Source organism: Pseudomonas sp. 2957, assembly GCF_031456345.1.
In the GTDB taxonomy this organism is placed as follows: Bacteria; Pseudomonadota; Gammaproteobacteria; order Pseudomonadales; family Pseudomonadaceae; genus Aquipseudomonas; species Aquipseudomonas siliginis.
In genome coordinates this window covers 1,207,140-1,232,355 of the sequence record NZ_JAVDUL010000001.1, presented here as the reverse complement: position 1 = coordinate 1,232,355, position 25,216 = coordinate 1,207,140, and the positions used below count along the sequence as shown (strand labels likewise).

Genomic DNA, 25,216 nt, shown 5'->3' with positions numbered 1-25,216 from the left:
TTTTGATCTTCTGATCTTTTGATTTTTCAGACCTGCGCATCAGCCTCGGCAATCTGCGTCCACAACGCCGGCGCTCCCGCCGATTTGGCGATGATTTCCAGCCGCACCAGATGCGCCGCCAGTTCTTCTTCGGTCGCCCGGATGATCCGTGCTGGCTGGCGATCGACCGGCAGGCGGCGGATTTCCGTAGCCGAGTTGTCGGCGCCCTCGCCCGTGCCATTGCCGTCAGACGCGTTGCCAGCCAGCGACAGGCTGGTCTGGCCGCCGGTCATGGTCAGGTAGACGTCGGCGAGAATCTCCGAGTCGAGCAAGGCGCCGTGCAGTTCACGGCCGGAGTTGTCGACGCCGTAACGTTTGCACAACGCGTCGAGGCTGTTGCGCTGCCCCGGGTGACGTTCCCGGGCCATCATCAGGGTATCGAGGATGGTGCAATGCTGGGTGATATCGGCGCGATCGTGCTGGCCCATCAAGGCAAATTCGTTGTTGATGAAGCCAACGTCGAACGCCGCGTTGTGGATGATCAGTTGCGCGCCCTGGATGAACTCGAAGAACTCATCGGCAACTTCGGCAAAGCGCGGCTTGCCGACGAGGAATTCGTTGGTGATGCCGTGCACACCGATCGCGCCTTCGTCGCTCTCGCGATCCGGTTGCAGATAAACGTGGAAATGCCGGCCCGTCAGGCGCCGACCGATCAGTTCGACGCAACCGATTTCAATGATCCGGTGACCATCGGTCACCGGCATGCCGGTGGTTTCGGTATCGAGTACAACGGATCTGGTGGCCATCAGTGCTCAGCTCTCAACGGGTCAATCGGGCAAAGGCGCGGATGTTAACACGCTCGGCGGGGTGTTTCAGTCAGACCGTGCCGGGTCCTTCGCGAGCAGGCTCGCTCCCACATTGGAATGCATTCCAATTCAAGGCCTGGAATACATTTCCCTGTGGGAGCGAGCCTGCTCGCGAATGGCTACGCCACGGTTAGAAGCGAAATCAGCTCTGCTTGTAACCACGCACTTCGTCAACGCCACGATTGGCCAGTTGGTCAGCCCGCTCGTTACCGTGATGACCAATGTGCCCGCGCACCCATTTCCAGGTGACTTTGTGGCGATTGACCTGCTCGTCCAGCTCTTTCCACAGGTCGGCATTCTTTACCGGCTCTTTCGCAGCCGTTTTCCAGCCGCGCTTCTTCCAGTTGGCCATCCACTCGTTGATGCCTTTCATCACGTATTGCGAGTCGGTGACCAGCAGCACTTCGCAGGGGCGCTTGAGCGCTTCGAGGCCACGAATCGCGCCGAGCAGCTCCATGCGATTGTTGGTGGTGTTGGCCTCGCCGCCCCACAGTTCCTTTTCGACGCCCTTGCACACCAGCAGCGCGCCCCAGCCGCCGGGGCCGGGGTTGCCCTTGCAGGCGCCGTCGGTGAACAGTTCTACGGTATCGACGCTTTCCACGCTTTCGCTCATGCCAGTCTTTCCAGAAAAAATGCCTGTCCTGCCAATCACGGATCGACAATGACCGCGGCCGGGACAAGCCCGGCCACAAATAAAAGAAGATTTACGGTTCGATACGGCGGCGGTTGACCTTGGCCATCGGCAGCGGAATCAGCTTGCCCATCGGCTCGCGGCGTTCCTGGCGCAACGGCCTGAGCCCCACCACGATCTTGCGCGCCACCAGCAGATAGAAGCCGCCGCCAGACAATTGCCAGTCACCGGCCTTGCGTTCCCAGCCGGCCAGACGGTTCTGCCACTTGGGTGATGCGAGCGGCGGACGATAGCACCCGAAGCGGCGTTTCTCCAGCGCGAAGCCCAGCAGATTGAGCCAGTCGGCGACCCGCGACGGCGAGATGCAGCGCGCCTTGCGCAGGGCATCATTGGCGAAGAAATGCCGCAGCCCCCAGGTGCTCCAGGGGTTGATGCCGATGATCAGCAGATGCCCGCCGGGGCGCACGCTGCTCGCCGCTTCACGCAGCAAGCCGTGGGGCGACAGGCAGAAATCCAGGCCATGCTGCATCACCACCACGTCGGCAGCGTGCTCGCTCAACGGCCAGGCCTGCTCTTCGCAAACGATCTCGACCCCGGGCAACGGTGCGCCGAGACGCACGTTGCGCTGCACTTGCGGCGCGGCCGGCGGGGTTTCGGCGGACGGCCCGTAATGCACCAGATAACCGCCGAAGAAGCGGCCGAGCTCGTCATCGAGCATGCGCCGCTCTTCATCCAGCAGAAATTGCCCGAGCGGCCCCGACAGCCATTCGCGGGCGGCGCTGATCAATGCCAGCCAGTCGGGATCGGCCTGAGCGAACGCTTTATCGGTCATGTCATTCTCCAACGCGCCAGGAACTACTAAGATGCGCCAATGTTTTCTGCTTGGCGAATTCCGACGATGATACAGATCAGTGCCCTGCCCGCGTTCACCGACAACTACATCTGGTTGTTACAGGATCATCAGACCCAGCGCTGCGCGGTGGTTGATCCGGGCGACGCCGCCCCGGTGCAGGCGTGGCTTGACGCGCATCCGGGCTGGGTGCTCAGCGATATTCTGATCACTCACCATCACCATGACCATGTCGGCGGCGTCGAGCGCCTGAAAGCCGCGACCGGCGCCAAGGTCTACGGCCCGGCCAGCGAAAGCATCCCGGCGCGCGACGTAGCGCTCAAGGACAACGACAGCGTCAGCGTGCTCGGCTGGGACTTCGACGTCTATGCGGTACCCGGTCACACCCTGGGGCACATCGCCTATTACCACCATGGTCTGCTGTTCTGCGGCGACACCCTGTTCGCCGCCGGTTGCGGCCGGCTGTTCGAAGGCACACCCGAGCAGATGTACCGCTCGCTCAGCCGTCTTGCGGCCCTGCCGGAAGATACGCTGGTCTACTGCACCCATGAATACACCTTGAGCAATCTGAAATTTGCCGCCGCCGTCGAGCCGGGCAACCCGGAAGTCGCCGCCCGTCTGGAAAAGGTCACGCAGCAACGGCAGAACGGCGTGATGACATTGCCGTCGACTTTGGCCCTGGAAAAGCTGACCAATCCGTTTTTACGCACTTCTGAAACATTGGTTACACAAAAAGTGGACGAACGGGAAGGCGCTCAAAACCGGGAGCCGAGCGAGGTATTTGCGGCTCTGCGGGCATGGAAAGACAAGTTCTGACAAGCGCGCCGGCCGGGGCAAAAATTCTCAATGGTTGACCGCAGGGGGTGCGCTTTCTAGAATCGCCCGACATTTTTGCCCGGAACTTACTTCCAGCCAATGTCGTCATCCATACGTAAGTCCGTCAATTCAGATGCTTTGACCCGCCTGGCACAAGCCATCGCGGTGGCTGTGTCCGCCACGCTGGCGGGTTGCTCCAGCCACGCTCCGCAGACTGAAGCGACGCATACGCCGAACATTGCTGCGCGAGCCAAGCAGAAGCCGATCTGGCTGACCGAGAAGCCCACTCCAGTGGCGCCCCAGGACATCTGGGAACGCATGCGTCAGGGCTTCCAGTTGCAGGAAGGCCTTGGCGTCAATCCGCGCATTGAGCAACAGCGCCTGTGGTTCGCCAGTAACCCCTCTTTTCTCGAGAATGCCGGCGAACGCGGCAGTCTCTACATTCATTACATTGTCGAACGCCTCGAAGAGCGCAACATGCCGCTGGAACTGGCCCTGCTGCCGGTGATCGAGAGCGCCTACAACCCGATGGCCTATTCCCGCGCCGATGCGGTGGGCCTGTGGCAATTCATTCCGTCCACCGGGCGCTACTTCAACCTGCGCCAGACCCGCTTCTACGACGGTCGTCGCGACATTACCGCCTCGACCACGGCCGCGATGGATTATCTGACCCGCCTGCACGACATGTTCAACGGCGACTGGCTGCTGGCTCTGGCGGCCTACAACGCCGGTGAAGGCACGGTCAGCCGGGCGATCGAGCGCAACGAAAAGCTTGGCCTGCCCACTGACTACTGGAACCTGCCGCTGCCGGCGGAAACCCAGGCCTATGTGCCGAAGTTGCTGGCGCTGTCGCAAGTGGTGCTGGCGCCGGAAGCCTATGGCGTCAACCTCAATCCGATCGCCAACGAACCGTACTTCCAGGTCGTCGAAATCAACCAGCGCATGGACCTGTCCAAGGTCGCTGCGGTGGCGAACATCGATGAAGACGAACTGTTCCAGCTCAACCCCGCGTTCAAACAGCGCACCACCATCGACGGTCCGCAGCATTTGCTGGTGCCGACGTCCAAGGCACAACTGCTGACTGCCAGTCTGCAGACCATGCGCCCGGACGAACTGATCAGCCCACGCTCGCTGAAACCGGTGTTCGAAGGCGCCGATCCGTCGGAAGTGGCGCAGCTCAAGCGCGCCTATCGGGTCAAGCGTGGCGACAACCTCGGCTCCATCGCCAAGGCCAACAAGGTCGAAGTCAAGGATCTGCAGCGCTGGAACAAGCTGACCGGCAAGAATCTCAAGGTCGGCCAGACCCTGGTCATGCAGGACAACACCAAGCGTGCACCGGCGCGCAAGTCCGGCCGGGTCAACACCGTGGTCGCGGCGAATACCAAGACCAAAGGCAAGGACGAGAGCAAGCAGCAGACCCAGTACAAGGTCAAGCGCGGCGACACCCTGTATGTGGTGGCCAAGCGGTTCAACGTCGAGATGCAACATCTCAAGCGTTGGAACCCGGGTGCGGGCAAGGCGTTGAAGCCGGGGCAGATGCTTACGGTTTATCAGCCGCACTGATTGAAGAGCCTCTGATATTTCAGGGGCTTTTTTTGGATGAAGTTTTTGTGGTGTGCTTTAGATCCATCCCAGCCCTCTCCCCCAGGGGGGAGAGGGGGAAATGGAGCCGATCGGGGGCTTTTCAGAAACTGACTTCGACTCGGTATCGCACGTCGGTGCAATTCGCCCAGCCACCACGATCAGTCCCCTCTCCCTCCGGGAGAGGGTTAGGGTGAGGGGCTCTTCGCGCAAACGATTAACCCGGCATTAACCCGCATCTTTTTCCTGTCCAGACAAGCTGTTACTGTACGGCCCACAAAGCCCAAGCCGCTGGATCGGATCTGACTTGAAGCGTGCCCTCTCCCTGCTCCTGATCAGCCTGGCCTTGAGCTCACCCGCAAGCGCGACGATTACCGAAAGTCATGGTTATGCGCAGTTCGGCACGCTCAAGTACCCGGCTAGATTTACCCACTTCGACTGGGTCAACCCGCAAGCGCCCAAAGGCGGTACGTTGCGGGTGATGGCGTTCGGCACCTTCGATACGGTCAATCCGTACACCTTCAAGGGCACCAGCCCGGTTACCACCGCCAATTTTCTCCAGTACGGCATCAACGAGCTCAACGAGCCGCTGATGGTCGGTACCGGACAGTATTCGCCGTCCGGAGACGAGCCGGCGTCGAGCTACGGTTTGATCGCACAATCGGTGGAGTACAGCGAAGATCGCAGCTGGGTCGTCTTCAATTTGCGCCCCGAAGCACGCTTTCACGACGGCGCGCCGATCACCGCCTACGACGTGGCGTTCTCCTATCGAACGCTGCTCAAGGACGGTCATCCGCTGTATCGCACGGCCTTGCAGGAAGTGCTACGGGTCGACATCCTCAACAAACAGCGCATTCGTTTCGTGTTCAAGCGCTCGGGCAATCCGCTGCTGATCCTGCGCCTGGGCGAGTTGCCGGTGCTGCCGCAGCATTACTGGAAAGACCGCGACTTCAAAGCCACCACCTTCGAACCACCGCTGGGAAGCGGGCCGTACCGCATCACGTCGGTCACGCCGGGTCGGCAGCTGATTTTCGAGCGGGTCAAGGATTACTGGGGCAAGGATCTGCCGGTCAATCGCGGCAAGTACAATTTCGATCGCATGGACGTCGAGTTCTACCGCGACAGCGATGTGGCCTTCGAAGCATTCAAGGCCGGTGAGTTCGACATCTACATCGAGCATCAGGCGAAGAACTGGGTCAACGGTTACAACTTCCCTGCTGTACGTCGTGGCGAAGTGATCAAGGTGCAGATCCCGCATCAGATCCCGACCCAGACTCAGGGCCTGTTCATGAACAGCCGCCGCGCAACCTTCGCCGATGTCAGGACGCGCGAAGCGTTGGGCCTGATGTTCGACTTCGAATGGACCAACCGCGCGCTGTTCAGCGATGCCTATAAACGCACCAGCAGCTACTACCCCAACAGCGAATTCACTGCGTCCGGCCTGCCGGTCGGCCATGAATGGCTGATGCTCAAACCCTACAAGGAGCAACTGCCGGCCAGGCTGTTTACCGAGCCGTTCACCCTGCCGAAAACCGACGGCCGTGGCATTCCGCGCGAGACTATGCGCAAAGCCCTCGCCCTGCTCGCCGAGGCCGGTTGGAAGCTCCACGGCCAGCGCCTGCAAGACAAAGACGGCCAACCGCTGCGCTTCGAACTGCTGCTGGTCAACCCGAGCCTGGAGCGGCTCTATCAGCCGTACATCGAAAACCTCAACAGCATCGGCATCGACGCGCGCCTGCGCACCGTTGATCGTGCGCAATACAAACAGCGCCTCGATCAATTCGATTTCGACATGATCTCGATGACCCTTGGCCAGACCCTGAGCCCGGGCCTTGAGCAGTGGCAGTACTTCCACTCCAGCCAGGTGAACGTCAAGGGCAGCAAGAATTACGCGGGCATCGCCAATCCGGTGGTCGATCACCTGCTCGAACAATTGCTCGCCGCCCGCACTCGCGACGAGCAGGTGGCCGCCGGCAAGGCGCTCGACCGCGTGCTGCTCTGGCAGCACTACAGCATTCCCAACTGGTACCTCAATTATCACCGTCTGGCCTACCGCAACCGGTTGGCCTTTGTCACCACGCCGCCCTACACCCTGGGCCTGAGCGCATGGTGGCTGAAGTCTTCGGAGAAAGATCGATGAACGCTGTTCGCACCCTGCTCGTGCAGGCCGGCGGCTTGCTGTTCGCCGGGCTGGCCTGGGCCGCCCCGCAACACGCCGTGACCCTGTACAACGAGCCGCCGAAATACCCGGCCGATTTCAAGCATTTCGACTACGTGAACCCTGATGCGCCCAAGGGCGGCGTATTCCGTCAGGCCGGCTTCGGTGGCTTCGACAGCCTCAACCCGTTCATCAACAAAGGCGTGCCCGCCGATGACATCGGCCAGATCTACGACACCCTGACCAAACACAGCCTCGACGAGCCGTTCACCGAATACGGCCTGATTGCCAGCAAGATCGAGAAAGCCGACGACAACAGTTGGGTGCGTTTCTACCTGCGCCCGGAAGCACGCTTCCACGACGGCCACCCGGTGCGCGCCGAAGACGTGGTGTTCAGCTTCGAGACGTTGACCAAGGAAGGCTCGCCGATGTTTCGCGGCTACTACAACGACGTCGCCGAAGCCATCGCCGAAGACCCGTTGAAAGTCTTGTTCAAGTTCAAGCACAGCAACAACCGCGAGCTGCCGCTGATCCTCGGCCAGTTGCCGGTCCTGCCGAAACACTGGTGGGCCAGTCGCGACTTCAACAAGGGCAATCTGGAAATCCCGCTGGGCAGCGGCCCGTACAAGGTCACCCAAGTGAAGGCCGGCCGGTCGGTACGTTACGAGCGGGTCAAGGATTACTGGGGCAAGGACTTGCCGGTCAACCGTGGCTTCTACAACTTCGACACGATGACCACCGACTATTACCGCGACAACACCGTCGCCCTCGAAGCGCTGAAGGCCGGGCAGTTCGATTACTGGCTGGAGATGACCGCGAAGAACTGGGCCAGCGCCTATAACGTTCCGGCGGTCACCGAGGGGCGTTTGATCAAGGAGCTGATCCCCAACAGCAACCCGACCGGCATGCAGGGCTTCGTCTTCAACCTGCGCCGCCCGGTGTTCCAGGATGTGCGCGTGCGTCAGGCGCTGGGGCTGCTGTTCGACTTCGAATGGACCAACAAGCAATTGTTCAACGGCGCCTACGTGCGCACCCGCAGTTACTTCGAGAACTCGGAAATGGCCGCCACCGGCCTGCCCGACGCCGAGCAACGGACGATCCTCGAACCGTTTCGCAGCAAACTGCCGGCCCAGGTGTTCAGCGAAGCCTTCGAAAATCCCAAGACCGACGCCAGCGGCATGATCCGCACCCAGCAGCGTGAGGCGTATCAACTGCTGCAAGAGGCCGGCTGGAAAATCGTCGATGACAAAATGGTCGACGCCACTGGCAAACCGGTGGTGATCGAATTCCTCCTCGCCCAGACCGAGTTCGAACGGGTGCTGCTGCCGTTCAAGCGCAACCTCAGCGACCTCGGTATCGATCTGGTGATCCGCCGCGTCGACGTCTCGCAGTACATCAACCGCGTGCGCTCGCGGGATTTCGACATGATGGTCGGCAGCTTTCCCCAGTCCAATTCGCCGGGTAACGAGCAGCGCGAGTACTGGATGAGCGCCGCCGCCGACAAACCGAGCAGCCGCAACAGCATGGGGCTCAAAGACCCGACCGTTGACCAACTGGTGGAAAGCCTGATCAACGCCGACTCGCGCAAAAGTCTGGTTGCCCACGCTCGCGCCTTGGACCGGGTGCTGCAATGGGGCTACTACGTGGTGCCCAACTGGCACATCAAGAGCTGGCGCGTGGCCTACTGGAATCATATAGGCCACCCGAAAACCTCGCCCAAGTACGACATCGGCATCAATACCTGGTGGGTCAAGCCTGACGCCAAGCCTGCCGTAGAAGTCGAAACCCAACTGCAAGCCGACCCTGCGGGCACGGAGTAATCAGATGCTGGCGTATATCTTTCGGCGACTGCTGCTGATCATCCCGACCCTGTTCGGCATTCTGCTGATCAACTTCGTGATCATCCAGGCCGCGCCCGGAGGGCCGGTCGAGCAGATGATCGCCAAGCTCGAAGGTTTCGAAGGCGCCACCAGCCGGATTGCCGGCGGCGGTGCCGAAGTGGCGGTGGCCGGCTCGTCCTACCGTGGCGCGCAGGGGCTGGACCCGGCGCTGATCAAGGAAATCGAGCACATGTACGGGTTCGACAAATCGGCCCCGGAACGTCTGTGGATCATGGTCAAGAACTACGCGCAGCTGGATTTCGGCGACAGTTTCTTCCGCGACGCCAAGGTCATCGACCTGATCAAGGAAAAGATGCCGGTGTCGATCTCGCTGGGGCTGTGGAGCACGCTGATCATGTATCTGGTGTCGATCCCGCTGGGCATCGCCAAGGCCACGCGACACGGCAGCCACTTCGATGTCTGGACCAGTTCGGCGATCATCGTCGGCTATGCGATCCCGGCGTTTCTGTTTGCGATCCTGCTGATCGTGGTGTTTGCCGGCGGCAGTTATCTGGACTGGTTTCCCCTGCGCGGGCTGACTTCGAACAACTTCGATGAGCTGAGCCTGGGCGGCAAGATCCTCGATTACTTCTGGCACCTGGCATTGCCGGTCACCGCACTGGTGATCGGCAACTTCGCGACCATGACCCTGTTGACCAAGAACAGCTTTCTCGACGAAATCAACAAGCAGTATGTGGTCACCGCCAAGGCCAAGGGCCTGACCCGCCATCGCGTGCTCTACGGCCACGTGTTCCGCAACGCCATGCTGCTGGTGATTGCCGGTTTTCCGTCGGCATTCATCGGTATCTTCTTCACCGGTTCGTTGCTGGTGGAAGTGATTTTCTCCCTCGACGGCCTCGGCCTGATGAGTTTCGAAGCGGCGATCAATCGCGATTACCCGGTGGTGTTCGGCACCCTGTTCATCTTCACCCTGCTCGGGCTGGTGGTGAAACTGATCGGCGATCTGACCTACACCTTTGTCGATCCGCGTATCGACTTCGCCAGCCGGGAGCATTGAGATGAACCTGTCCCCTCTCAACCGCCGGCGCTTCGAACTGTTCAAGGCCAACAAGCGTGGCTGGTGGTCGCTGTGGCTGTTCCTGATTCTGTTCGGCCTGAGTCTGGGCGCCGAACTGATCGCCAACGACAAACCGCTGGTCGTGCATTACGACAACAACTGGTATTTCCCGGCGATCAAGCGCTATCCGGAAACCGCGTTCGGCGGCGAATTTCCGCTGGAAGCCAACTACAAGAGCCCGTACATCCGCGAACTGCTCAAGGCCAAGGACGCGTGGATTCTGTGGGCGCCGATCCCCTACAGCTACCAGAGCATCAACTACGACCTGAAAGTCCCGGCGCCCGCCCCGCCCTCGGCGGATAACCTGCTGGGCACTGACGATCAGGGCCGCGATGTGTTGGCGCGGGTGATCTACGGTTTCCGCATTTCCGTGTTGTTTGCGCTGACGCTGACCGTGCTGAGTTCGATCATCGGCGTGATTGCCGGGGCGCTACAGGGCTTTTATGGCGGCTGGGTCGATCTCGCCGGGCAGCGTTTTCTCGAGATCTGGTCGGGGCTGCCGGTGCTGTATCTGCTGATCATCCTTGCCAGTTTCGTCCAGCCGAATTTCTGGTGGTTGCTGGGCATCATGCTGCTGTTCTCGTGGATGAGCCTGGTCGATGTGGTGCGCGCCGAGTTCCTGCGCGGGCGCAATCTGGAATATGTGCGCGCCGCCCGCGCGCTGGGCATGCAGAACGGCGCGATCATGTTCCGCCACATCCTGCCCAACGCCATGGTCTCGACCATGACCTTCATGCCGTTCATCCTCACCGGCGCCATCGGCACCCTGACCGCGCTGGACTTCCTCGGCTTCGGCTTGCCGGCCGGCAGTCCGTCGCTGGGCGAACTGGTCGCGCAAGGCAAATCCAACCTGCAGGCGCCATGGCTGGGCATGAGCGCGTTTGCCGTACTGGCACTGATGTTGAGCCTGCTGGTGTTTATCGGCGAGTCCGCTCGCGATGCCTTCGACCCGAGGAAGTGAAATGAATCAGGACAATCTGATCGAAGTGCGCGACCTCGCAGTCGAATTCGGTTTCGGCGAGCGCGTGCACCGCGTGGTCGAAGGCGTGAGCTTCGATATCAAGCGCGGCGAAACCCTGGCGCTGGTCGGTGAATCGGGCTCGGGCAAATCGGTAACGGCGCATTCGATCCTGCGCCTGCTGCCCTACCCTATGGCGCGGCATCCGGCCGGCAGCATCAATTACGCCGGGCAGAACCTGCTGGATTTGAGCGAGAAAACCATCCGCCATATTCGTGGCAACCGCATCGCCATGATCTTTCAGGAGCCGATGACTTCGCTCAATCCGCTGCATTCGATCGAGAAGCAGATCAACGAAGTGCTCGGCATCCACAAGGGCCTGAGTGGCAAAGTGGCGACCAAACGCACGCTGGAGCTGCTGGAAATGGTCGGCATTCCCGAGCCGCACAAGCGTCTCAAGGCCCTGCCCCATGAATTGTCCGGCGGCCAGCGGCAGCGGGTGATGATCGCCATGGCCCTGGCCAACGAGCCGGAATTGCTGATCGCCGACGAACCGACCACGGCGCTGGACGTGACCGTTCAGCTGAAAATCCTCGATTTGCTCAAGGATCTTCAGGCTCGATTGGGCATGTCGCTGCTACTGATCAGTCACGATCTGAACCTGGTGCGAAGAATTGCGCATCGCGTATGTGTCATGCAGCGCGGTTGCATCGTCGAACAGGCATCGTGCGCAGAGCTGTTCCGTTCGCCGCAGCATCCGTACACTCGGGAATTGCTCGGCGCGGAGCCCAGCGGCGGCCCGGCGAGCAATGAAATCGGCGCGCCGCTGCTCGAAGTCGAGGACCTCAAAGTCTGGTTCCCGATCAAGAAAGGCCTGCTCAAACGCACGGTGGATTACGTCAAGGCAGTGGACGGCATCAATTTCAGCCTGCCTCAGGGCCAGACCCTGGGGATCGTCGGCGAAAGCGGTTCCGGTAAATCCACCCTCGGTCTGGCGATTTTGCGGCTGATCGGCAGCAAAGGCACGATCCGCTTTGAAGGCAAGCAGCTAGACTGCCTGACGCAGAACGAGATTCGCCCGTTGCGGCGGGAGATGCAGGTGGTGTTTCAGGACCCGTTCGGCAGCCTGAGCCCGCGCATGTGCGTCAACGACATCGTTGGCGAAGGCCTGCGGATACACAGAATGGGCACCGCAGCCGAACAGGAAGCGGCGATCATTGCGGCATTGAAGGAGGTAGGTCTGGATCCGGAAACCCGGCACCGCTACCCCCACGAATTTTCCGGTGGGCAACGGCAGCGAATCGCCATTGCCCGGGCTCTGGTGCTGAAACCGGCGCTGATCCTGCTGGACGAGCCGACTTCGGCGCTCGACCGGACGGTGCAGCGGCAAGTGGTGGAGCTGTTGCGTTCACTGCAAGCCAAGTACAACCTGACGTATTTGTTCATCAGCCATGACCTGGCTGTCGTCAAAGCGCTGAGCCACCAGCTGATGGTGGTCAAGCATGGCCAAGTGGTCGAACAGGGAGACGCGCAAAGTATCTTTGCCGCCCCCCAACATCCGTATACACAGCAGTTGCTGGAAGCCGCTTTTCTGGCACCAGCCACTGCGCAATAACCTGAAAGAGGAGCAACACATGGGTTTTCTCGCCGGTAAGCGCGTACTGATCGTCGGTGTCGCCAGCAAGCTGTCCATCGCATCCGGCATCGCTGCCGCCATGCATCGCGAGGGCGCTGAGCTTGCCTTCACTTATCAGAACGACAAACTCAAGGGTCGCGTCGAAGAGTTCGCACAAGGCTGGGGTTCGAGCCCTGAGCTGTGCTTCCCGTGCGACGTGGCCAGCGATGAAGAAATCGCCAAGGTCTTCGAAGAGCTGAGCAAGAAGTGGGACGGTCTGGACTGCATCGTCCACTCCGTCGGCTTCGCCCCGGGTGACCAACTGGACGGCGACTTCACCGAAGCCACCACTCGTGAAGGTTTCCGCATCGCTCACGACATCAGCGCCTACAGCTTCGTGGCCCTGGCCAAGGCTGGTCGCGAAATGATGAAAGGCCGCAACGGCAGCCTGCTGACCCTGTCGTACCTTGGCGCCGAGCGCACCATGCCGAACTACAACGTGATGGGCATGGCCAAGGCTTCCCTTGAAGCCGGCGTCCGCTACCTGGCCGGTTCCCTCGGTCCGGACGGCACCCGCGTCAACTGCGTATCGGCTGGCCCGATCCGCACCCTGGCCGCATCCGGCATCAAGAACTTCCGCAAGATGCTGGCCGCCAACGAAGCGCAGACTCCGCTGCGCCGCAACGTCACCATCGAAGAAGTCGGCAACGCCGGCGCCTTCCTGTGCTCCGACCTGGCGTCGGGCATCAGCGGTGAAATCATGTACGTCGACGGCGGCTTCAACACCACCGCGATGGGCAACATCGAAGAGTGATCTTCCTGTAGCCGTTAAAAAACCCGCCGGATCCGGCGGGTTTTTTTATGCCTGCAGAAAAGCTCGCCCAACTACATATGTACCGCCAACCACCCTGCCCTGCCTTTGATACTCGGCGCTCGATGCTTATCAGCCGCCAGGGAGGCGCAGATGGACGACACACCGGTACATGAACAGACGCTGATTCACAATCTCATCGCAGAATTGACCGCCGTACCGGTGGTCAGCGCCGCCACACCGGCGCGCACGCTGGAGGTTCCCCGTGCATGCCGGCTGCGCGAATGGATGGAGCTTTACTGGAGCGCCCTCGAACGCCCTGAATTTCTCGATTGGGCCAGTGGCTTTAACATCGATCTGGATACCCTGCAGATCAAGGGCGATACCCTGCAAGCGCAGACACCCTCGAACGGCTCCAGCGATGTCCGCACGTTCACGCTGGAAGATGATTCGGGCTGGTGGCAGATGGCGCCGATGCTGCTGTCGATTTCCCAGCGTATCGATCCTGCGGGGCTGGGCCTGCCCTACATCGGCGGTAAATCCGCCAACCCGCTGTATCGGTTTCCACGGCAAGTGGTGCTGGCGTTCTACGGTTACCCGGAACCGCAAAACCAGATTCAGGCCCGAGTCATCCTCGCCGAGCTGAAGAAAACCGGTCTGGCGGCCATCGATGAAAACGGCCAGAGCACGTCGGCGCTAGTGAAGGAACGCAACGCGCAACTGGAAGACTTTCGGGCGATCGCCGATCGAATCGATGAAGTGTTGCTGGCGAGCGACCCTTTCGAGCAGCGAGGCTTTCTCGACACGCCGGTAACCCTCACTTCGGCCTCTGTTTCCGCGCCGGCCAGAGGGCCGCGCCTCAAACTGGGCGAGCTTCTGGGCCGCTATGAGTTTGCGTTGCCGCAAGATGCTCGCGAAGCCAGGGCACTTGCGCAACGCCTGCGCCAGCAAAGCTGGCCGGCGCTGCCCTACGTCAGCGATTACGTGCAAAGCAACGACCCCATCCGCAGTTATCGTGAAGAATTTGGCGCTCTGGAAGATAACCGGCACATCGTGCGACGCCTTGAAGCGCTGAGCTGGAACAAAGCGCCCAAGGCCAAGATCGATTACGAGGAAATCAGCGAGCCCCATCCGGATTCCGCGCTGGCGGGACGGATGAAGTATGGCCAGCGTCAATTGCAGACACTCAGCGCCGATGAGGATTTTCAAGCCATCCTGCAGCAGCACGGACTGCCCGCCGACAGTCAATTGCTCGTCACCGAATCCGGTCATGTCGGTACTGCCAGCGTAAAAGGCTGGGTCACCCTGACGGCGCAGGTGGAAAAACAGGCTGATCTGAAACTCTTTCGCGACCAGCTCAAGGCCAAGGCAAGCAAAGCCGGCGGCGCCTTGCGTTCAAGCGGTAAAGTCACCCTTGGGCAAATGCTGCGCTTCTACAATCTGCTTTTGCCGAATACTGTCGAGCAAGCCCTCGCGCTGGTGAAATGGTTCAGGATCAATCTGCACACCCGTCCCGGACATATGAATCACTGGTATCTGCTGGGCCAGCCGTGGACACAAACCGAGCGGTTCACGGCGCAACAGCGTCAGAGCATCGTCGACACCACACAGGCGTTTTTACCCGTAGACTCGCCGCCGTTGATCGACTACCTCAGTGAGGGTGTCGATACCGATCTGCCGCTCAAAACGCTCCAGGCAAAAGCCGACTACCTGATCAGCCGTATTCTGATCACACCGCGCGCGCAAACGCTGGGCAATCTGCTGGTGAAGACTCTGGGCGCTCCGGCGCAGGAGAAACGCCTGCTGGCCACCAACCGCGATCGCCTGTTGCTCGCTGCATTGATTCTCAGCCTGGAGCCGAACGCGGGTGAGGATTTGAACCGTATTGTCGTGCAACGTCTGGAGGGGCGTGATTTCTGGGGCGACAGCTATGACGAGGTACGCCGCTTCATTGATCGGCAGCCCGCTCTTGCATCGGTCAAAAACAAGACGTTGGCCACCCATCTGTTGTTGTCCGGTATAGCGCCGGAGTTTCTGACCCGGCATATTCCGCCATCACTCTGTTACATGAGCTGTTCGCGTTGGGTCAGGCTGAAGCAGGTCGTGCTGTATATCGAAAGCCAAATGCCGGGTGTGGCACGCCTGATGAGCTATGAGCAACTGAACCAACTGACCAAAGGCCCGGCCCCCACGCACTTCTACAAATTCCTGCGCGAGGATTCCTGTGCCTCACTGGTCGTTGACTGGGCGGTTGCCAGAGGGCTGATCCAGCGCAACGCCGAATTTCCGGTGACTGTTTATGACGCCACGACGCTGAAGCAGGCCGATGTCCTGTTCCGCAACCACAATCGCCTGTTGAACGATCTTTATCGGCGGGCGTTCCTTTCGGCACCGCCCACTCCCGTCACGGTTGCCCTGGCCGATCTGCGCAAGGTGTTCAGCGATTCCCCCTACCTCACGGAGAAGGCGCTGTTTGTTGCAGACGCCAACCCGCAGACCTTTTCAGCGCATTACTCGCTGAGCGAACTGCATGTCGCCGGCAAGCTGACAGGTGACCTGCAAGGATGGCAATCGAGCAATGCACAGTTGCAACTGGCCCCCATGCTTGCCTCGTTGCCCAGACTGCACAATGTGGCGACCTACTTCCATGCGGCACTGAGCGCACGCCTGAGGCAAATGAAGGACGCACATATCGCATTTCTCAAGGAAGCGTTCTGTCGCTTGCCGTTCGCGCAGCGAATCGACATCGAAGACCACGATCTGGAATTGCTCGCCTTGCGACCAGTATCGGCAGCCACGGACAAGCTGGCTGACGCCAGCACTGCGCCATTCGGCATCTTGGCGCTGCTGAGTGGGAGTCCAGCCAGAGTCTTCGAGATTTTCACTGGCAGGAATGAAGTGGTGCTGCGTCGCGATATCGACCTTGCATTACTCAAACCATCGGGGGCAAATGATGCGGCGAAATCGCTGCCCGTCGACGCCGAAGCCTACAGGCACGGCTCCCAGCCTCGCTTGAATGCCACTTGTAACGCGTTCATTACTCGCCTCGATATTCAGGGCGCCCCCCTGGCGCAACAGGAGCGCGCCGCCGTGCCCGATACCTTCGCCTCCAACACAGTCAACGCCATCGCCAGCACTGCCGTCAGGCATCTGTTCGATGCTTTCAAAGCGCAAGCCTTGCAAGACGCATTGCGCGTGCCCGAACTCGAGGATGCCGTTGCGAGTCACGAGAAATGGCTGACGTTTTACCAGAAGCTGAGCCCGCCCAAGCGCTGAGCACTGGCGAATCCGGCGATAGTTCGGCTGACGCGTTCGCGAGCAGGCTCGCTCCCACAGAGATGGTGCTGAACTGAAAAATCCTCCGCGCCATCGAGACCTGTGGGAGCGAGCCTGCTCGCGAAGACATTCGATCAGCCAGCATCAAATTGCCTGACCCACCGCCATCGCGGGCAAGCCCGCTCCCACAGGAATTCAAGGTGAACCCACACCTCATTAACGTCACTGGACTCTGTGGGAGCTGGCTCGCCAGCGATGGTGCCGTTACTAACAGCCTTTCAGAGCTTGCTTGTGCGCATACATCGCGCCATCCGCATCGGCGAGCAGGCGATCAACGGTTTCGTGGCGTTTGGGGTCGTATTCGATCTGGCCGACGCTGAAACGAATCGCGTAACCACGGTGCAGCGTGGCGTTGCGCTCTTCGAGGATTTCCTTGAGCCGCGCCATGATCCGCGTGGTTTCAACGTGGCTCGAGCCGGTCAGCAACGCGACGAACTCATCACCGCCCAAGCGCCCCACCACATCGCTCTCGCGAAAGGCAATGCGCAACACATCGGCGAAGGTCTTCAGCGCACTGTCGCCTTCGGCATGCCCGTACAGATCGTTGATCTGCTTGAAGTCGTTGAGATCGAAAAACAACAGCGTCGCCGGTCGGTTCAAACGTGCGCAGGCATCCAGCGCATGCTGGGCCAGTTGCTTGAAACCACGGCGATTGGACAGCAGCGTCAGTTCATCCATGCTTGCCATCTGCACCGCCGTCAGCTCTTGCTCGGCCATCTCCGCGAGGTCGCGCAACAAGGCACGCTCTTCGTCGTCGAGGTTGCGGGGTTTGGTATCGATCAGGCACAAGGTGCCCATTTTGTTACCGTCCGGTACGGTCAGCGGATAACCGGCGTAAAAGCGAATATTCGGTGCGCCGGTGACCAACGGGTTGTCATGAAAGCGCAAATCTTCCAGCGCATCGGGCACCAGCATCAGCTCGTTTTGCAAAATCGCATGGCCGCAGAACGAGACATCGCGGGACGTCTCGCTGACATCCAGACCCACACAGGACTTGAACCACTGGCGATCCTTGTCGACCAGCGTGACCAGAGCGATCGGCACGTTGAACAAACGCTTGGCCAAGCGCGTCAGGCGATCGAAACGTTCCTCCGGCTCCGAATTGAGATTCAGGCCATGCAGCGCGTCAATTCGGGAAGCTTCGTTGGCAGGTTTTCCGGGCACCAGCATGCGCACACTCCGTAGACAGTCATGCGTTGAGCGTAGCGCTAAATCGCCGAGGCTTCACATTTGCGCCACCGGACACGGCCCGCCGGCATCGGCCCAGAGTTTGAATTGCGCGACGAAGATATCGTGCGGCACTGGCACCGGTGCGCGCCCTGCCCCGGGATTCCAGCCCCAGAGCACCAGTTTGTCTTCGCTGACGTGTTTTAACAGCGCGGCGAAATCACGATCACCATTGCTCGCGCGGTCCTTGATCATGGTGCAAAGCTTGTCCGAAGGCAGACCGATCCAGGCCATTTTGTGCGCCGCCGGTGGCAGGCTCCAGTGCGGCGCACCCGGCGGCGCATGGGGGCCATAACTGGCCGGCGGATTGCTTTCAGCATGACAGGTGGCGCAGGGCAAACCAGCGGCGCCCTTGCCATCCATGCCGCGCACTACATTCATCGCGTGAGGGATGCCGGCGTCGAACTGCAACGGCGAATCGCCGGGGATGTGGCAGTTCTGGCAGCGCGGGCTCTGAAAGACTTTCTGCACCGTGTCGAAGGCTTTCAAGGCCTGCTGATCCTCGGCAAACAGGTCCGAGGCATAGCCACCAAGACCCAGCAACACGACGGTGCCCAACACAAGATGTCGTTTCATCTCACACCCCCGACAATTGCAGTGGCAGTTCGCGCAGGCGTTGCCCGGTCAAGGCGAACACTGCGTTGGCCACCGCCGGCGCGGTCGGTGGCACGCCGGGCTCGCCGATGCCGCCGGGTTTTTCGCTGCTGGGGACGATGTGCACTTCCACCACCGGCATTTCGTTGAGCCGCAGCACCTGATAATCGTGATAGTTGGATTGCACGACGCCGCCGTCCTTGACGGTGAGCTTGCTGTGCAACGCCATGCCGAGACCGAAGGTGATGCACGATTCCATCTGCGCGGCGATGCTCTGCGGATTCACCGCAATGCCGCAATCCACGGCGCAGACCACCCGATGTACACGTATTGCCAGATTGTCCTGCGACACCTCCGCCACTTGCGCCACGTAGCTGCCGAACGACTCGTGCACCGCCACGCCCAGAGCATGCCCGTCCGGCAACGGCGCGCCCCAGTTGGCCTTCTCCACCGCCAGATTGAGCACGCCGAGATGGCGCGGGTGCGCCTTGAGCAACGTGCGTCGGTATTCCACCGGATCCTTGCCCGCCGCCGTCGCCAGTTCATCGATCAGCGATTCCATGACAAAACCCGTGTGGGTGTGGCCCACCGAACGCAGCCACAACACATTGATGCTGGTCTGCGGCGAATGCAGGTCGACCTGATGATGAGGCAGATCCTTGATGTACGGACTGTCGGCCACGCCCTCGACCGAGGTGGCATCGATGCCGTTCTTGACCATCGCTGCCTCGAGCATCGTCCCGGCCATGATCGACTGGCCGACCAGCACATGCTGCCAGCTCATCGGCAAACCATCAGCACCCAGTCCGACCTGCGCCTTGTGCAGGTACATCGAGCGGTAGTAGCCGCCGCGAATGTCATCTTCGCGCGCCCACACGGTTTTCACCGGCAGGTCCGCCGCTTTCGCCACTTGCACCGCTTCGGCGACGAAGTCCGAAGTCGGATTGGCGCGGCGACCGAAGCCACCGCCGAGAAATTCCGTGTGAATTTCGACCTGCTCGGGCTTGAGCCCGGTGATCTTGCTGGCGACCATTTGGTCGAGGGTCTGAAACTGCGTGCCAGTCCAGATTTCGCATTTGCCAGCGCTGATTTTCACCGTGCAATTGAGCGGTTCCATCGGCGCGTGGGCCAGATACGGCACGCTGTATTCGACCTCTATTTTCTTCGCGGCTTTGCCGAAATTGGCCTTGGCATCTCCAGCCTGCGTGGCCGAGGTGCCCGGCGTCGCCGCCAGTTTGCGGAAACTCTCGAGCAGTTTTTCACTGCTCATGTCGGCCAACCGCCCCAGATCCCAATCGACCTTCAGCGCATCACGGCCCAACTTCGCCGCCCAGAAATGCTCGGCCACCACCGCCACGCCGCTGGGCACCTGCACAACCTTGTGTACGCCGGGAATGGCCAGCGCTGCGGCGCCTTCGAAGGATTTCACCGTGGCGCCAAACACCGGCGCGCGGGCGACCATCGCGGTCATCAGGCCTTCGAACTGCACGTCCATGCCGAATCTGGCGCGGCCGGTGATCTTCTCCGGGGTATCGAGACGCTTGGTTGGTTTGCCGATGACTTTCCAGTCCTTGGCTTCCTTGAAAGTGATGGTTTTCGGGTCCGGCACCGGCAGTTGCCCGGCGGCATCGGCCAGTTCGCCGTAGGTCGCGCGTTTGTCCCCGGCGATGACCACGCCGGACTCCGTGCGAATCGTCGACGGGGCGACGTCGAAGCGTTTCGCCGCCGCTTCCACCAGCATCTGCCGCGCCGTCGCCCCGGCCAGTCGATAGCGGTCGAATTCCATCCAGGTCGACGTCGAGCCACCGGTGATCTGCATGCCGCCAAAAGCCGGCAAGCCGTAATCCGCCGCCGAGGCTGGCGAGTGCTCGACGCGGATTTTCGACCAGTCGGCGTCCAGTTCCTCGGCAATCAGCATGGTCAGGCCGGTCCAGATGCCCTGGCCCATTTCCGAATGGCCGAGCAGCACGGTGACGCTGTTGTCCGCCGCGATGCGCAGGAACGCGTTGGGCGCGAACGTCTTGTTTTCATTTTCTGCCGCCCGGGCAAAGCGATTGGCCCCGGGCACCACAAACGCCACCATCAGGCCGCCGCTTAACAGTGCGCTGCCCTTGAGAAACCCGCGACGCGATACAGGACTGTTCATCGTTCCTCTCCCAGAGAATGACTCAGCCGATTTCGGCGGCGCGTTTGACCGCAGCGCGAATGCGCGGATAGGTGCCGCAGCGGCAGATATTGCCGGAGAGCGCCTGATCGATATCGCTGTCGGTGGGCTTGGGAATTTTCGCCAGCAATGCGGCGGCGGACATGATCTGCCCGGACTGGCAATAACCGCACTGCACCACGTCCAGCTCGGCCCAGGCCTGCTGCACCGGGTGCGAGCCATCGGTGGACAAGCCCTCGATGGTGAGGATTTTCTGCCCATGGGCGACGGCAGTCGCCGGGGTGATACAGGAGCGTAATGGCGCGCCGTCGACGTGCACGGTGCAGGCGCCGCACTGGGCCATGCCGCAACCGAACTTGGTCCCGGTCAGGTGCGCGATATCGCGCAGAACCCAGAGCAGCGGCATGTCGGCGGGGACATCGAGCTCTTGGTCCTTGCCATTGATATTCAGGGTCAGCATCGGGTGATTTCCTCAGACTCACGTATTGCAAAGGGGCGTCGCTGTGGTCGCAAAAACCTACGGACGCCCGCGCTTATCCCTTTCAGCAAAGCCTAATTTGCGCAGCAAGCCACACGTTGTGACCAGCGGTCATGCAGACCCCGGCTTTGCTCCTACAGTTGATAACGGCTCGCACTGAGTCGTCGTATCTCTGCGCAACCGGCCCGCGAACCTCGCGGTTGTCCATCACAGGTCAGGAGTAACGAATATGGGCTTTGTCACCACTCGAGACGGCGTCGACATCTTCTACAAGGACTGGGGGCCGCGCGACGCGCCGGTGATCCACTTCCACCACGGCTGGCCGCTCAGCTCGGATGACTGGGATGCGCAAATGCTGTTTTTCCTGGCACAGGGCTTTCGGGTGATTGCTCATGATCGACGCGGGCATGGCCGCTCCAGCCAGGTCTGGGACGGCCACGACATGGATCACTACGCCGACGATGTGCTGGCAGTGGTCAATCATCTGGGTACGCGCGACGTTGTCCACGTCGGCCATTCCACCGGCGGCGGCGAAGTGATCCATTACATCGCCCGACATGGTCAGGACAAGGTCAGCAAAGCGGTATTGATAAGCGCCGTACCACCGCTGATGGTGCAGACCGAAAGCAACCCGGGCGGTTTGCCGAAATCGGTGTTCGATGGCTTTCAAGAGCAGTTGGCGGCGAATCGCGCGCAGTTTTATCGCGATGTGCCGAGTGGACCTTTCTACGGCTACAACCGCCCTGGCGCCGAGCCGGCGGAAGGGACCATCGCCAACTGGTGGCGCCAGGGCATGATCGGTGGCGCCAAGGCGCACCACGACGGCATCGTCGCCTTCTCGCAGACCGACTTCACCGAAGACCTGAAAAAAGTCACCGTGCCGGTGCTGGTGATGCACGGCGAGGATGACCAGATCGTGCCCTACGCCAACTCCGCACCGTTATCGGCGAAACTGCTGCCCAACGGCACACTGAAGTCGTACCCGGGATTTCCGCATGGCATGCCGACGACGCAAGCGGAAACCATCAATGCTGATTTGTTGGCGTTTATTCGCGGGTAACCGCCTCAATCAGGCTTACTGCAATTGGCAAACACTGATCCCCTGTGGGAGCGGGCTTGCCCGCGAGGCGTCTCTCCAGTCCAATTATCTGCGAATGACACTCCGCTTTCGCGAGCAGGCTCGCTCCCACAGTTGGGATTGGGTATATCCGTCAGAGACTGGTCGGCTACAAGGCCGCCATCGCTGGCAAGCCAGCTCCCACAGGGGTCAGGGTAGATCCGCTGCTCATTTGTATCTCTGAGATAGCTATCGCGAGCAAACTCACTTCCACAGAAAAGCAAAGCAGCGCAGCTGCCCGCGGCGCAGCCGCCCCACTCAACAATGAGCGCAAGCTCGAGTGCTTTTGACCTTGCTTTTGATCCACCGGCGACGTCGGAAGGCTGAGCGGAGGGATTGATCCGGGCGTGGGAGCGCAGCGACCGTCTGGCGCAGCCAGACACAGCGGAAGGAGGTGCAGCGAAGCAAACCGGAGCCGCTGCGCCCGGATCGATCCCGCAGCGAAGGAACCCGAGCCTGCGAGGGCCGAACGCAGGAGCAAGCGTTTTTTTGCTTACTTTTTTTAGGCGTTTGTAAAAAAAGTGAGTCGCCGTAAGGGCGAAACCCTAAGCAGCCGTTACCGCAGCAACGGATATGTACTCGGTCAACCAGAACAAATCATCGCTCGACAACAAGCCTTCGCGAGCAGACTCGCCCCCACAGAAATCGCAAGCGTGCTGAAGGCTGAATCAATCCCCTACCCCTCTGCCCGCCCTTCGCCTTCACGATCACCACGGTAATGCCTGGCCAGCGGAAAATCCGGCAGCCACGATTCACGCCGCACAATCCAGCTCTCATAGGTCGGCTTCAACTGATCCGGCGCATCCAGCGCGCCGAGGTTCACCTCGACCTCATCACCACTGCGATTGAACACCGACGAACCACAGCGCGGGCAAAAGTGCCGCCCTTGATACTCATGGGTTTCACCGCTGATGGTCACCGCGTCCTCAGGAAAAATCGCCGAGGCATGAAACAGCGCACCGTGGATCTTGCGACAGTCCAGGCAATGGCACAGCCCGACCCGGTAAGGCTCGCCAGAGGCTTCAAAACGCACATCGCCGCACAGGCATCCGCCGGTAAATGCAGTCATGGTTCAGCTCCATCGCGCTCGTGGTGTCACGCCCCCAGAGCCTATAACAGTCGGCGCTGCAATGCAGACGATGTTTCAGATGAAAGAACTCAATGTTGCCGCACTGCAACGGGCATTCGCCGGCCAGAGCTAATACACTCGGACGCTGACCTGCCGGGACGATCACGATGAAACACGCCACAGCGAAAAACCCCGAGAAAGCCCCGCGCTTCTGGCGCGACGACGCCCTGCCCTTCATCGAGGCGCGGGCCATCGCGGATGGGCGTGAAGTCTGTTATGCGCGGCATTCCCATGCGCACTTTTCCATCGGCGCAATCACCGCCGGGCGCAGCACCTATGTGCATGAGCAGGCGCAGTATGAAGTGGCAGCAGGCACCGTGGTGCTGATGAATCCCGGCGATGTACACGCCTGCAATCCGATCGATGATCAGCCTTGGTCGTACGTGATGTTGTATGTCGAAACGCCGTGGCTGACGGATTTGCAGCATCAATTGGGGTTTGCCGGGGAGCTGGAATTCCGGCGATTTTCCGACACGCATCTGGCTGATGCCGAGCTGTTCGGCAAATTGATGGGGTTGTATGAGGTTTTGCTCGACGACCAAATGGAGGCGCTGGCGAAACACAGCGCGGCGGTAGAGTTTTTCAGTGATTTGCAGGTCCGCCTCAATCCGGCGGATGAGCCCGTCGATGAGCCGAATTTCAAGCTGGAACGCGCCGCTGATTTCATCCGTGGACATTGCACCGAAGTGCTCAGCCTCGAGGCGATTTGCGCGGCGGCGCAGCTGTCGCCGTCATACCTGATTCGCGCGTTCAAGCAGCGCTACGGGATGACGCCCCATGCGTTCGTGGTCAACCAGCGCATCCAGTTCGCCCGCGAGCGCTTGCGCAGCGGCCAATTGATTGCCGATGTCGCGCTCCAGGCCGGGTTTGCCGATCAGGCGCATTTTCAGCGAGCGTTCAAACAACATCTGGCGGCAACGCCGGGGCAGTATCGCGGCTGACTTCATACTCAAAGTTGAACACTGCCCCCCTTGTGGGAGCGAGCCTGCTCGCGAATGCGGTGGATCAGTCAGTGAAGTGTTGAATGACACACCGCGTTCGCGAGCAGGCTCGCTCCCACAGGGGGTTGTGGTGGGCCTGTCAATCAAGTGAACAGCAAATAAAGCGCACTCACCGCCAGCAACAACGCCATCAACCGATTGAACCAGCGCATCCCGGCGGCATTGCTCAGATAACTGCGCAAAAACGTCCCGGCATACGCCCAGCAGCCCACCGACAGATAGCAGATCACCAGATACACCGCCGCAAACTGCCAGACCAGCCGCGCCTCGCCGTCGGCGACAAACGCGCCCATGCCGGCCACGCATGCCAGCCAGGCCTTGGGGTTGAGCCATTGCATCACCGCGCCATAGAGCATCGACGGCGCACGGCCGGACTCGCTGGTGTTCAGTTGGCCGTCATCGCTGGCCAGTTTCCAGGCCATGAACAACAGGAACGCCACCCCGGCCCATTGCACCACGCGGGTCATGAACGGCCACAATTGCAGCACCTCATGCAGGCCCAGGCCCATCAGCACCAGCAACAGCACAAACCCCAACGTCGCCCCGGCCACGTGCCGCTGGCTGGCGCGGAAACCGTACTGCGCGCCGGCGCTCAAGGCGACGATATTGACCGGCCCGGGGGTGATGGATGCGGCGAGGGCAAACGCCGCCATGGAAAGAATCAGACTCATTGCACACCTGCTTCAATCGAGGAACGAGGTGGCTACGGTAGCGAGCGGGGGATTTGCGGTATTGAAGAAAATGACCCTGAGGCTGCGAATCTTCTGAGGGAGCGGTGGGTCAGTCGCCCAGTGTTGGCTGAGCTGACGTCTTCGCGAGCAGGCTCGCTCCCACAAGTTTTGCGTGAGACTCAAATCTCGCCCCCCCACAAGACCTGTGGGAGCGAGCCTGCTCGCGAAAGCGTTCGGTCAGTCACAACAGACTTGTCAGGACTGACGCCATCGCGA

The 25,216-nt window shown here is 60.7% G+C and carries 20 protein-coding genes; 11 read left to right on the top strand and 9 right to left on the bottom strand.

The window, feature by feature from the left end; genetic code table 11:
* Positions 1-26: 26 nt before the first annotated feature.
* The 3 genes from dnaQ to J2Y39_RS05560 all read right to left on the bottom strand — a co-directional run bounded on the left by dnaQ (position 27) and on the right by J2Y39_RS05560 (position 2,308).
* Entirely contained in the window at positions 27-785 is a 759-nt protein-coding gene (gene dnaQ / locus J2Y39_RS05570) for a DNA polymerase III subunit epsilon (RefSeq protein WP_041480624.1), read from the bottom strand.
* Between the two features lie 202 nt (positions 786-987).
* Positions 988-1,458 (bottom strand): ribonuclease HI, encoded by a 471-nt coding sequence (rnhA, locus tag J2Y39_RS05565; RefSeq protein WP_007910572.1) that lies wholly within the window; start codon positions 1,456-1,458, stop codon positions 988-990.
* 91 nt (positions 1,459-1,549) lie between these two features.
* Positions 1,550-2,308: a class I SAM-dependent methyltransferase gene (locus tag J2Y39_RS05560; RefSeq protein ID WP_041480625.1), complete on the bottom strand. Its 759-nt coding sequence runs from the start codon at positions 2,306-2,308 to the stop codon at positions 1,550-1,552.
* 66 nt (positions 2,309-2,374) lie between these two features.
* On the opposite strand from J2Y39_RS05560, the gene gloB reads away from it, so the two are divergent.
* The 9 genes from gloB to J2Y39_RS05515 all read left to right on the top strand — a co-directional run bounded on the left by gloB (position 2,375) and on the right by J2Y39_RS05515 (position 16,499).
* Positions 2,375-3,142, top strand: coding sequence for a hydroxyacylglutathione hydrolase (gloB, locus tag J2Y39_RS05555; RefSeq protein ID WP_073475417.1), 768 nt, complete (start codon positions 2,375-2,377; stop codon positions 3,140-3,142).
* Positions 3,143-3,241: 99 nt separating this feature from the next.
* Entirely contained in the window at positions 3,242-4,705 is a 1,464-nt protein-coding gene (locus J2Y39_RS05550; RefSeq protein ID WP_041480626.1) for a transglycosylase SLT domain-containing protein, read from the top strand.
* Positions 4,706-5,030: 325 nt separating this feature from the next.
* Entirely contained in the window at positions 5,031-6,863 is a 1,833-nt protein-coding gene (locus J2Y39_RS05545) for an extracellular solute-binding protein (RefSeq protein WP_310215735.1), read from the top strand.
* Positions 6,860-8,701: an extracellular solute-binding protein gene (locus tag J2Y39_RS05540; protein ID WP_056784665.1), complete on the top strand. Its 1,842-nt coding sequence runs from the start codon at positions 6,860-6,862 to the stop codon at positions 8,699-8,701. Before J2Y39_RS05545 ends, J2Y39_RS05540 begins: the two co-directional genes overlap by 4 nt.
* Positions 8,702-8,705: 4 nt before the next feature.
* Positions 8,706-9,779: a microcin C ABC transporter permease YejB gene (locus J2Y39_RS05535; RefSeq protein ID WP_016774154.1), complete on the top strand. Its 1,074-nt coding sequence runs from the start codon at positions 8,706-8,708 to the stop codon at positions 9,777-9,779.
* Position 9,780: 1 nt separating this feature from the next.
* The gene (locus J2Y39_RS05530; protein ID WP_016774153.1) at positions 9,781-10,800 is read left to right on the top strand and encodes an ABC transporter permease; all 1,020 of its coding nucleotides are present in this window, start codon (positions 9,781-9,783) and stop codon (positions 10,798-10,800) included.
* A gap of 1 nt (position 10,801) precedes the next feature.
* On the top strand, positions 10,802-12,412 hold the full coding sequence (locus tag J2Y39_RS05525; RefSeq protein ID WP_150635691.1) for an ABC transporter ATP-binding protein: 1,611 nt from the start codon (positions 10,802-10,804) through the stop codon (positions 12,410-12,412).
* A 19-nt stretch (positions 12,413-12,431) separates the two neighbouring features.
* Complete coding sequence (fabI, locus tag J2Y39_RS05520; protein WP_003202751.1) at positions 12,432-13,226, top strand: enoyl-ACP reductase FabI; 795 nt, start codon at positions 12,432-12,434, stop codon at positions 13,224-13,226.
* 150 nt (positions 13,227-13,376) lie between these two features.
* Entirely contained in the window at positions 13,377-16,499 is a 3,123-nt protein-coding gene (locus J2Y39_RS05515; protein WP_310215701.1) for a hypothetical protein, read from the top strand.
* A gap of 267 nt (positions 16,500-16,766) precedes the next feature.
* Here the strand turns inward: J2Y39_RS05515 and J2Y39_RS05510 are convergent, their stop codons facing one another.
* From J2Y39_RS05510 to J2Y39_RS05495, 4 genes are read right to left on the bottom strand one after another with little or no spacing between them, the layout of a single operon-like run.
* Positions 16,767-17,729: a sensor domain-containing diguanylate cyclase gene (locus J2Y39_RS05510; protein ID WP_041478645.1), complete on the bottom strand. Its 963-nt coding sequence runs from the start codon at positions 17,727-17,729 to the stop codon at positions 16,767-16,769.
* A 54-nt stretch (positions 17,730-17,783) separates the two neighbouring features.
* Complete coding sequence (locus tag J2Y39_RS05505; RefSeq protein WP_310215698.1) at positions 17,784-18,362, bottom strand: hypothetical protein; 579 nt, start codon at positions 18,360-18,362, stop codon at positions 17,784-17,786.
* 1 nt (position 18,363) lies between these two features.
* Positions 18,364-20,526, bottom strand: a complete 2,163-nt coding sequence (locus J2Y39_RS05500; RefSeq protein ID WP_310215696.1) for a xanthine dehydrogenase family protein molybdopterin-binding subunit — start codon at positions 20,524-20,526, stop codon at positions 18,364-18,366.
* A 22-nt stretch (positions 20,527-20,548) separates the two neighbouring features.
* Positions 20,549-21,004, bottom strand: coding sequence for a (2Fe-2S)-binding protein (locus J2Y39_RS05495; RefSeq protein WP_041478642.1), 456 nt, complete (start codon positions 21,002-21,004; stop codon positions 20,549-20,551).
* A 247-nt stretch (positions 21,005-21,251) separates the two neighbouring features.
* Between J2Y39_RS05495 and J2Y39_RS05490 the strand changes: the two genes are divergently transcribed.
* The gene (locus J2Y39_RS05490; protein WP_310215691.1) at positions 21,252-22,082 is read left to right on the top strand and encodes an alpha/beta hydrolase; all 831 of its coding nucleotides are present in this window, start codon (positions 21,252-21,254) and stop codon (positions 22,080-22,082) included.
* A 733-nt stretch (positions 22,083-22,815) separates the two neighbouring features.
* On the opposite strand, the gene J2Y39_RS05485 is transcribed toward J2Y39_RS05490, so the two are convergent.
* A complete protein-coding gene (locus J2Y39_RS05485) occupies positions 22,816-23,208 on the bottom strand; it encodes a GFA family protein (protein ID WP_236169368.1) in 393 nt (130 codons plus the stop codon).
* Between the two features lie 167 nt (positions 23,209-23,375).
* On the opposite strand from J2Y39_RS05485, the gene J2Y39_RS05480 reads away from it, so the two are divergent.
* Positions 23,376-24,209, top strand: a complete 834-nt coding sequence (locus J2Y39_RS05480; protein ID WP_236169367.1) for an AraC family transcriptional regulator — start codon at positions 23,376-23,378, stop codon at positions 24,207-24,209.
* 143 nt (positions 24,210-24,352) lie between these two features.
* On the opposite strand, the gene J2Y39_RS05475 is transcribed toward J2Y39_RS05480, so the two are convergent.
* A complete protein-coding gene (locus J2Y39_RS05475) occupies positions 24,353-24,940 on the bottom strand; it encodes a LysE family translocator (RefSeq protein ID WP_310215682.1) in 588 nt (195 codons plus the stop codon).
* Between the last annotated feature and the right edge of the window lie 276 nt (positions 24,941-25,216).

What these genes read in the sequence shown, in the direction of transcription:
- dnaQ (WP_041480624.1), bottom strand. Translation starts at nt 785, where the DNA reads ATGGCCACCAGATCCGTTGTACTCGATACCGAAACCACCGGCATGCCG.
- rnhA (WP_007910572.1), bottom strand. Translation starts at nt 1,458, where the DNA reads ATGAGCGAAAGCGTGGAAAGCGTCGATACCGTAGAACTGTTCACCGAC.
- J2Y39_RS05560 (WP_041480625.1), bottom strand. Translation starts at nt 2,308, where the DNA reads ATGACCGATAAAGCGTTCGCTCAGGCCGATCCCGACTGGCTGGCATTG.
- gloB (WP_073475417.1), top strand. Translation starts at nt 2,375, where the DNA reads ATGATACAGATCAGTGCCCTGCCCGCGTTCACCGACAACTACATCTGG.
- J2Y39_RS05550 (WP_041480626.1), top strand. Translation starts at nt 3,242, where the DNA reads ATGTCGTCATCCATACGTAAGTCCGTCAATTCAGATGCTTTGACCCGC.
- J2Y39_RS05540 (WP_056784665.1), top strand. Translation starts at nt 6,860, where the DNA reads ATGAACGCTGTTCGCACCCTGCTCGTGCAGGCCGGCGGCTTGCTGTTC.
- J2Y39_RS05535 (WP_016774154.1), top strand. Translation starts at nt 8,706, where the DNA reads ATGCTGGCGTATATCTTTCGGCGACTGCTGCTGATCATCCCGACCCTG.
- J2Y39_RS05530 (WP_016774153.1), top strand. Translation starts at nt 9,781, where the DNA reads ATGAACCTGTCCCCTCTCAACCGCCGGCGCTTCGAACTGTTCAAGGCC.
- J2Y39_RS05525 (WP_150635691.1), top strand. Translation starts at nt 10,802, where the DNA reads ATGAATCAGGACAATCTGATCGAAGTGCGCGACCTCGCAGTCGAATTC.
- fabI (WP_003202751.1), top strand. Translation starts at nt 12,432, where the DNA reads ATGGGTTTTCTCGCCGGTAAGCGCGTACTGATCGTCGGTGTCGCCAGC.
- J2Y39_RS05515 (WP_310215701.1), top strand. Translation starts at nt 13,377, where the DNA reads ATGGACGACACACCGGTACATGAACAGACGCTGATTCACAATCTCATC.
- J2Y39_RS05510 (WP_041478645.1), bottom strand. Translation starts at nt 17,729, where the DNA reads ATGCTGGTGCCCGGAAAACCTGCCAACGAAGCTTCCCGAATTGACGCG.
- J2Y39_RS05505 (WP_310215698.1), bottom strand. Translation starts at nt 18,362, where the DNA reads ATGAAACGACATCTTGTGTTGGGCACCGTCGTGTTGCTGGGTCTTGGT.
- J2Y39_RS05500 (WP_310215696.1), bottom strand. Translation starts at nt 20,526, where the DNA reads ATGAACAGTCCTGTATCGCGTCGCGGGTTTCTCAAGGGCAGCGCACTG.
- J2Y39_RS05495 (WP_041478642.1), bottom strand. Translation starts at nt 21,004, where the DNA reads ATGCTGACCCTGAATATCAATGGCAAGGACCAAGAGCTCGATGTCCCC.
- J2Y39_RS05490 (WP_310215691.1), top strand. Translation starts at nt 21,252, where the DNA reads ATGGGCTTTGTCACCACTCGAGACGGCGTCGACATCTTCTACAAGGAC.
- J2Y39_RS05485 (WP_236169368.1), bottom strand. Translation starts at nt 23,208, where the DNA reads ATGACTGCATTTACCGGCGGATGCCTGTGCGGCGATGTGCGTTTTGAA.
- J2Y39_RS05480 (WP_236169367.1), top strand. Translation starts at nt 23,376, where the DNA reads ATGAAACACGCCACAGCGAAAAACCCCGAGAAAGCCCCGCGCTTCTGG.
- J2Y39_RS05475 (WP_310215682.1), bottom strand. Translation starts at nt 24,940, where the DNA reads ATGAGTCTGATTCTTTCCATGGCGGCGTTTGCCCTCGCCGCATCCATC.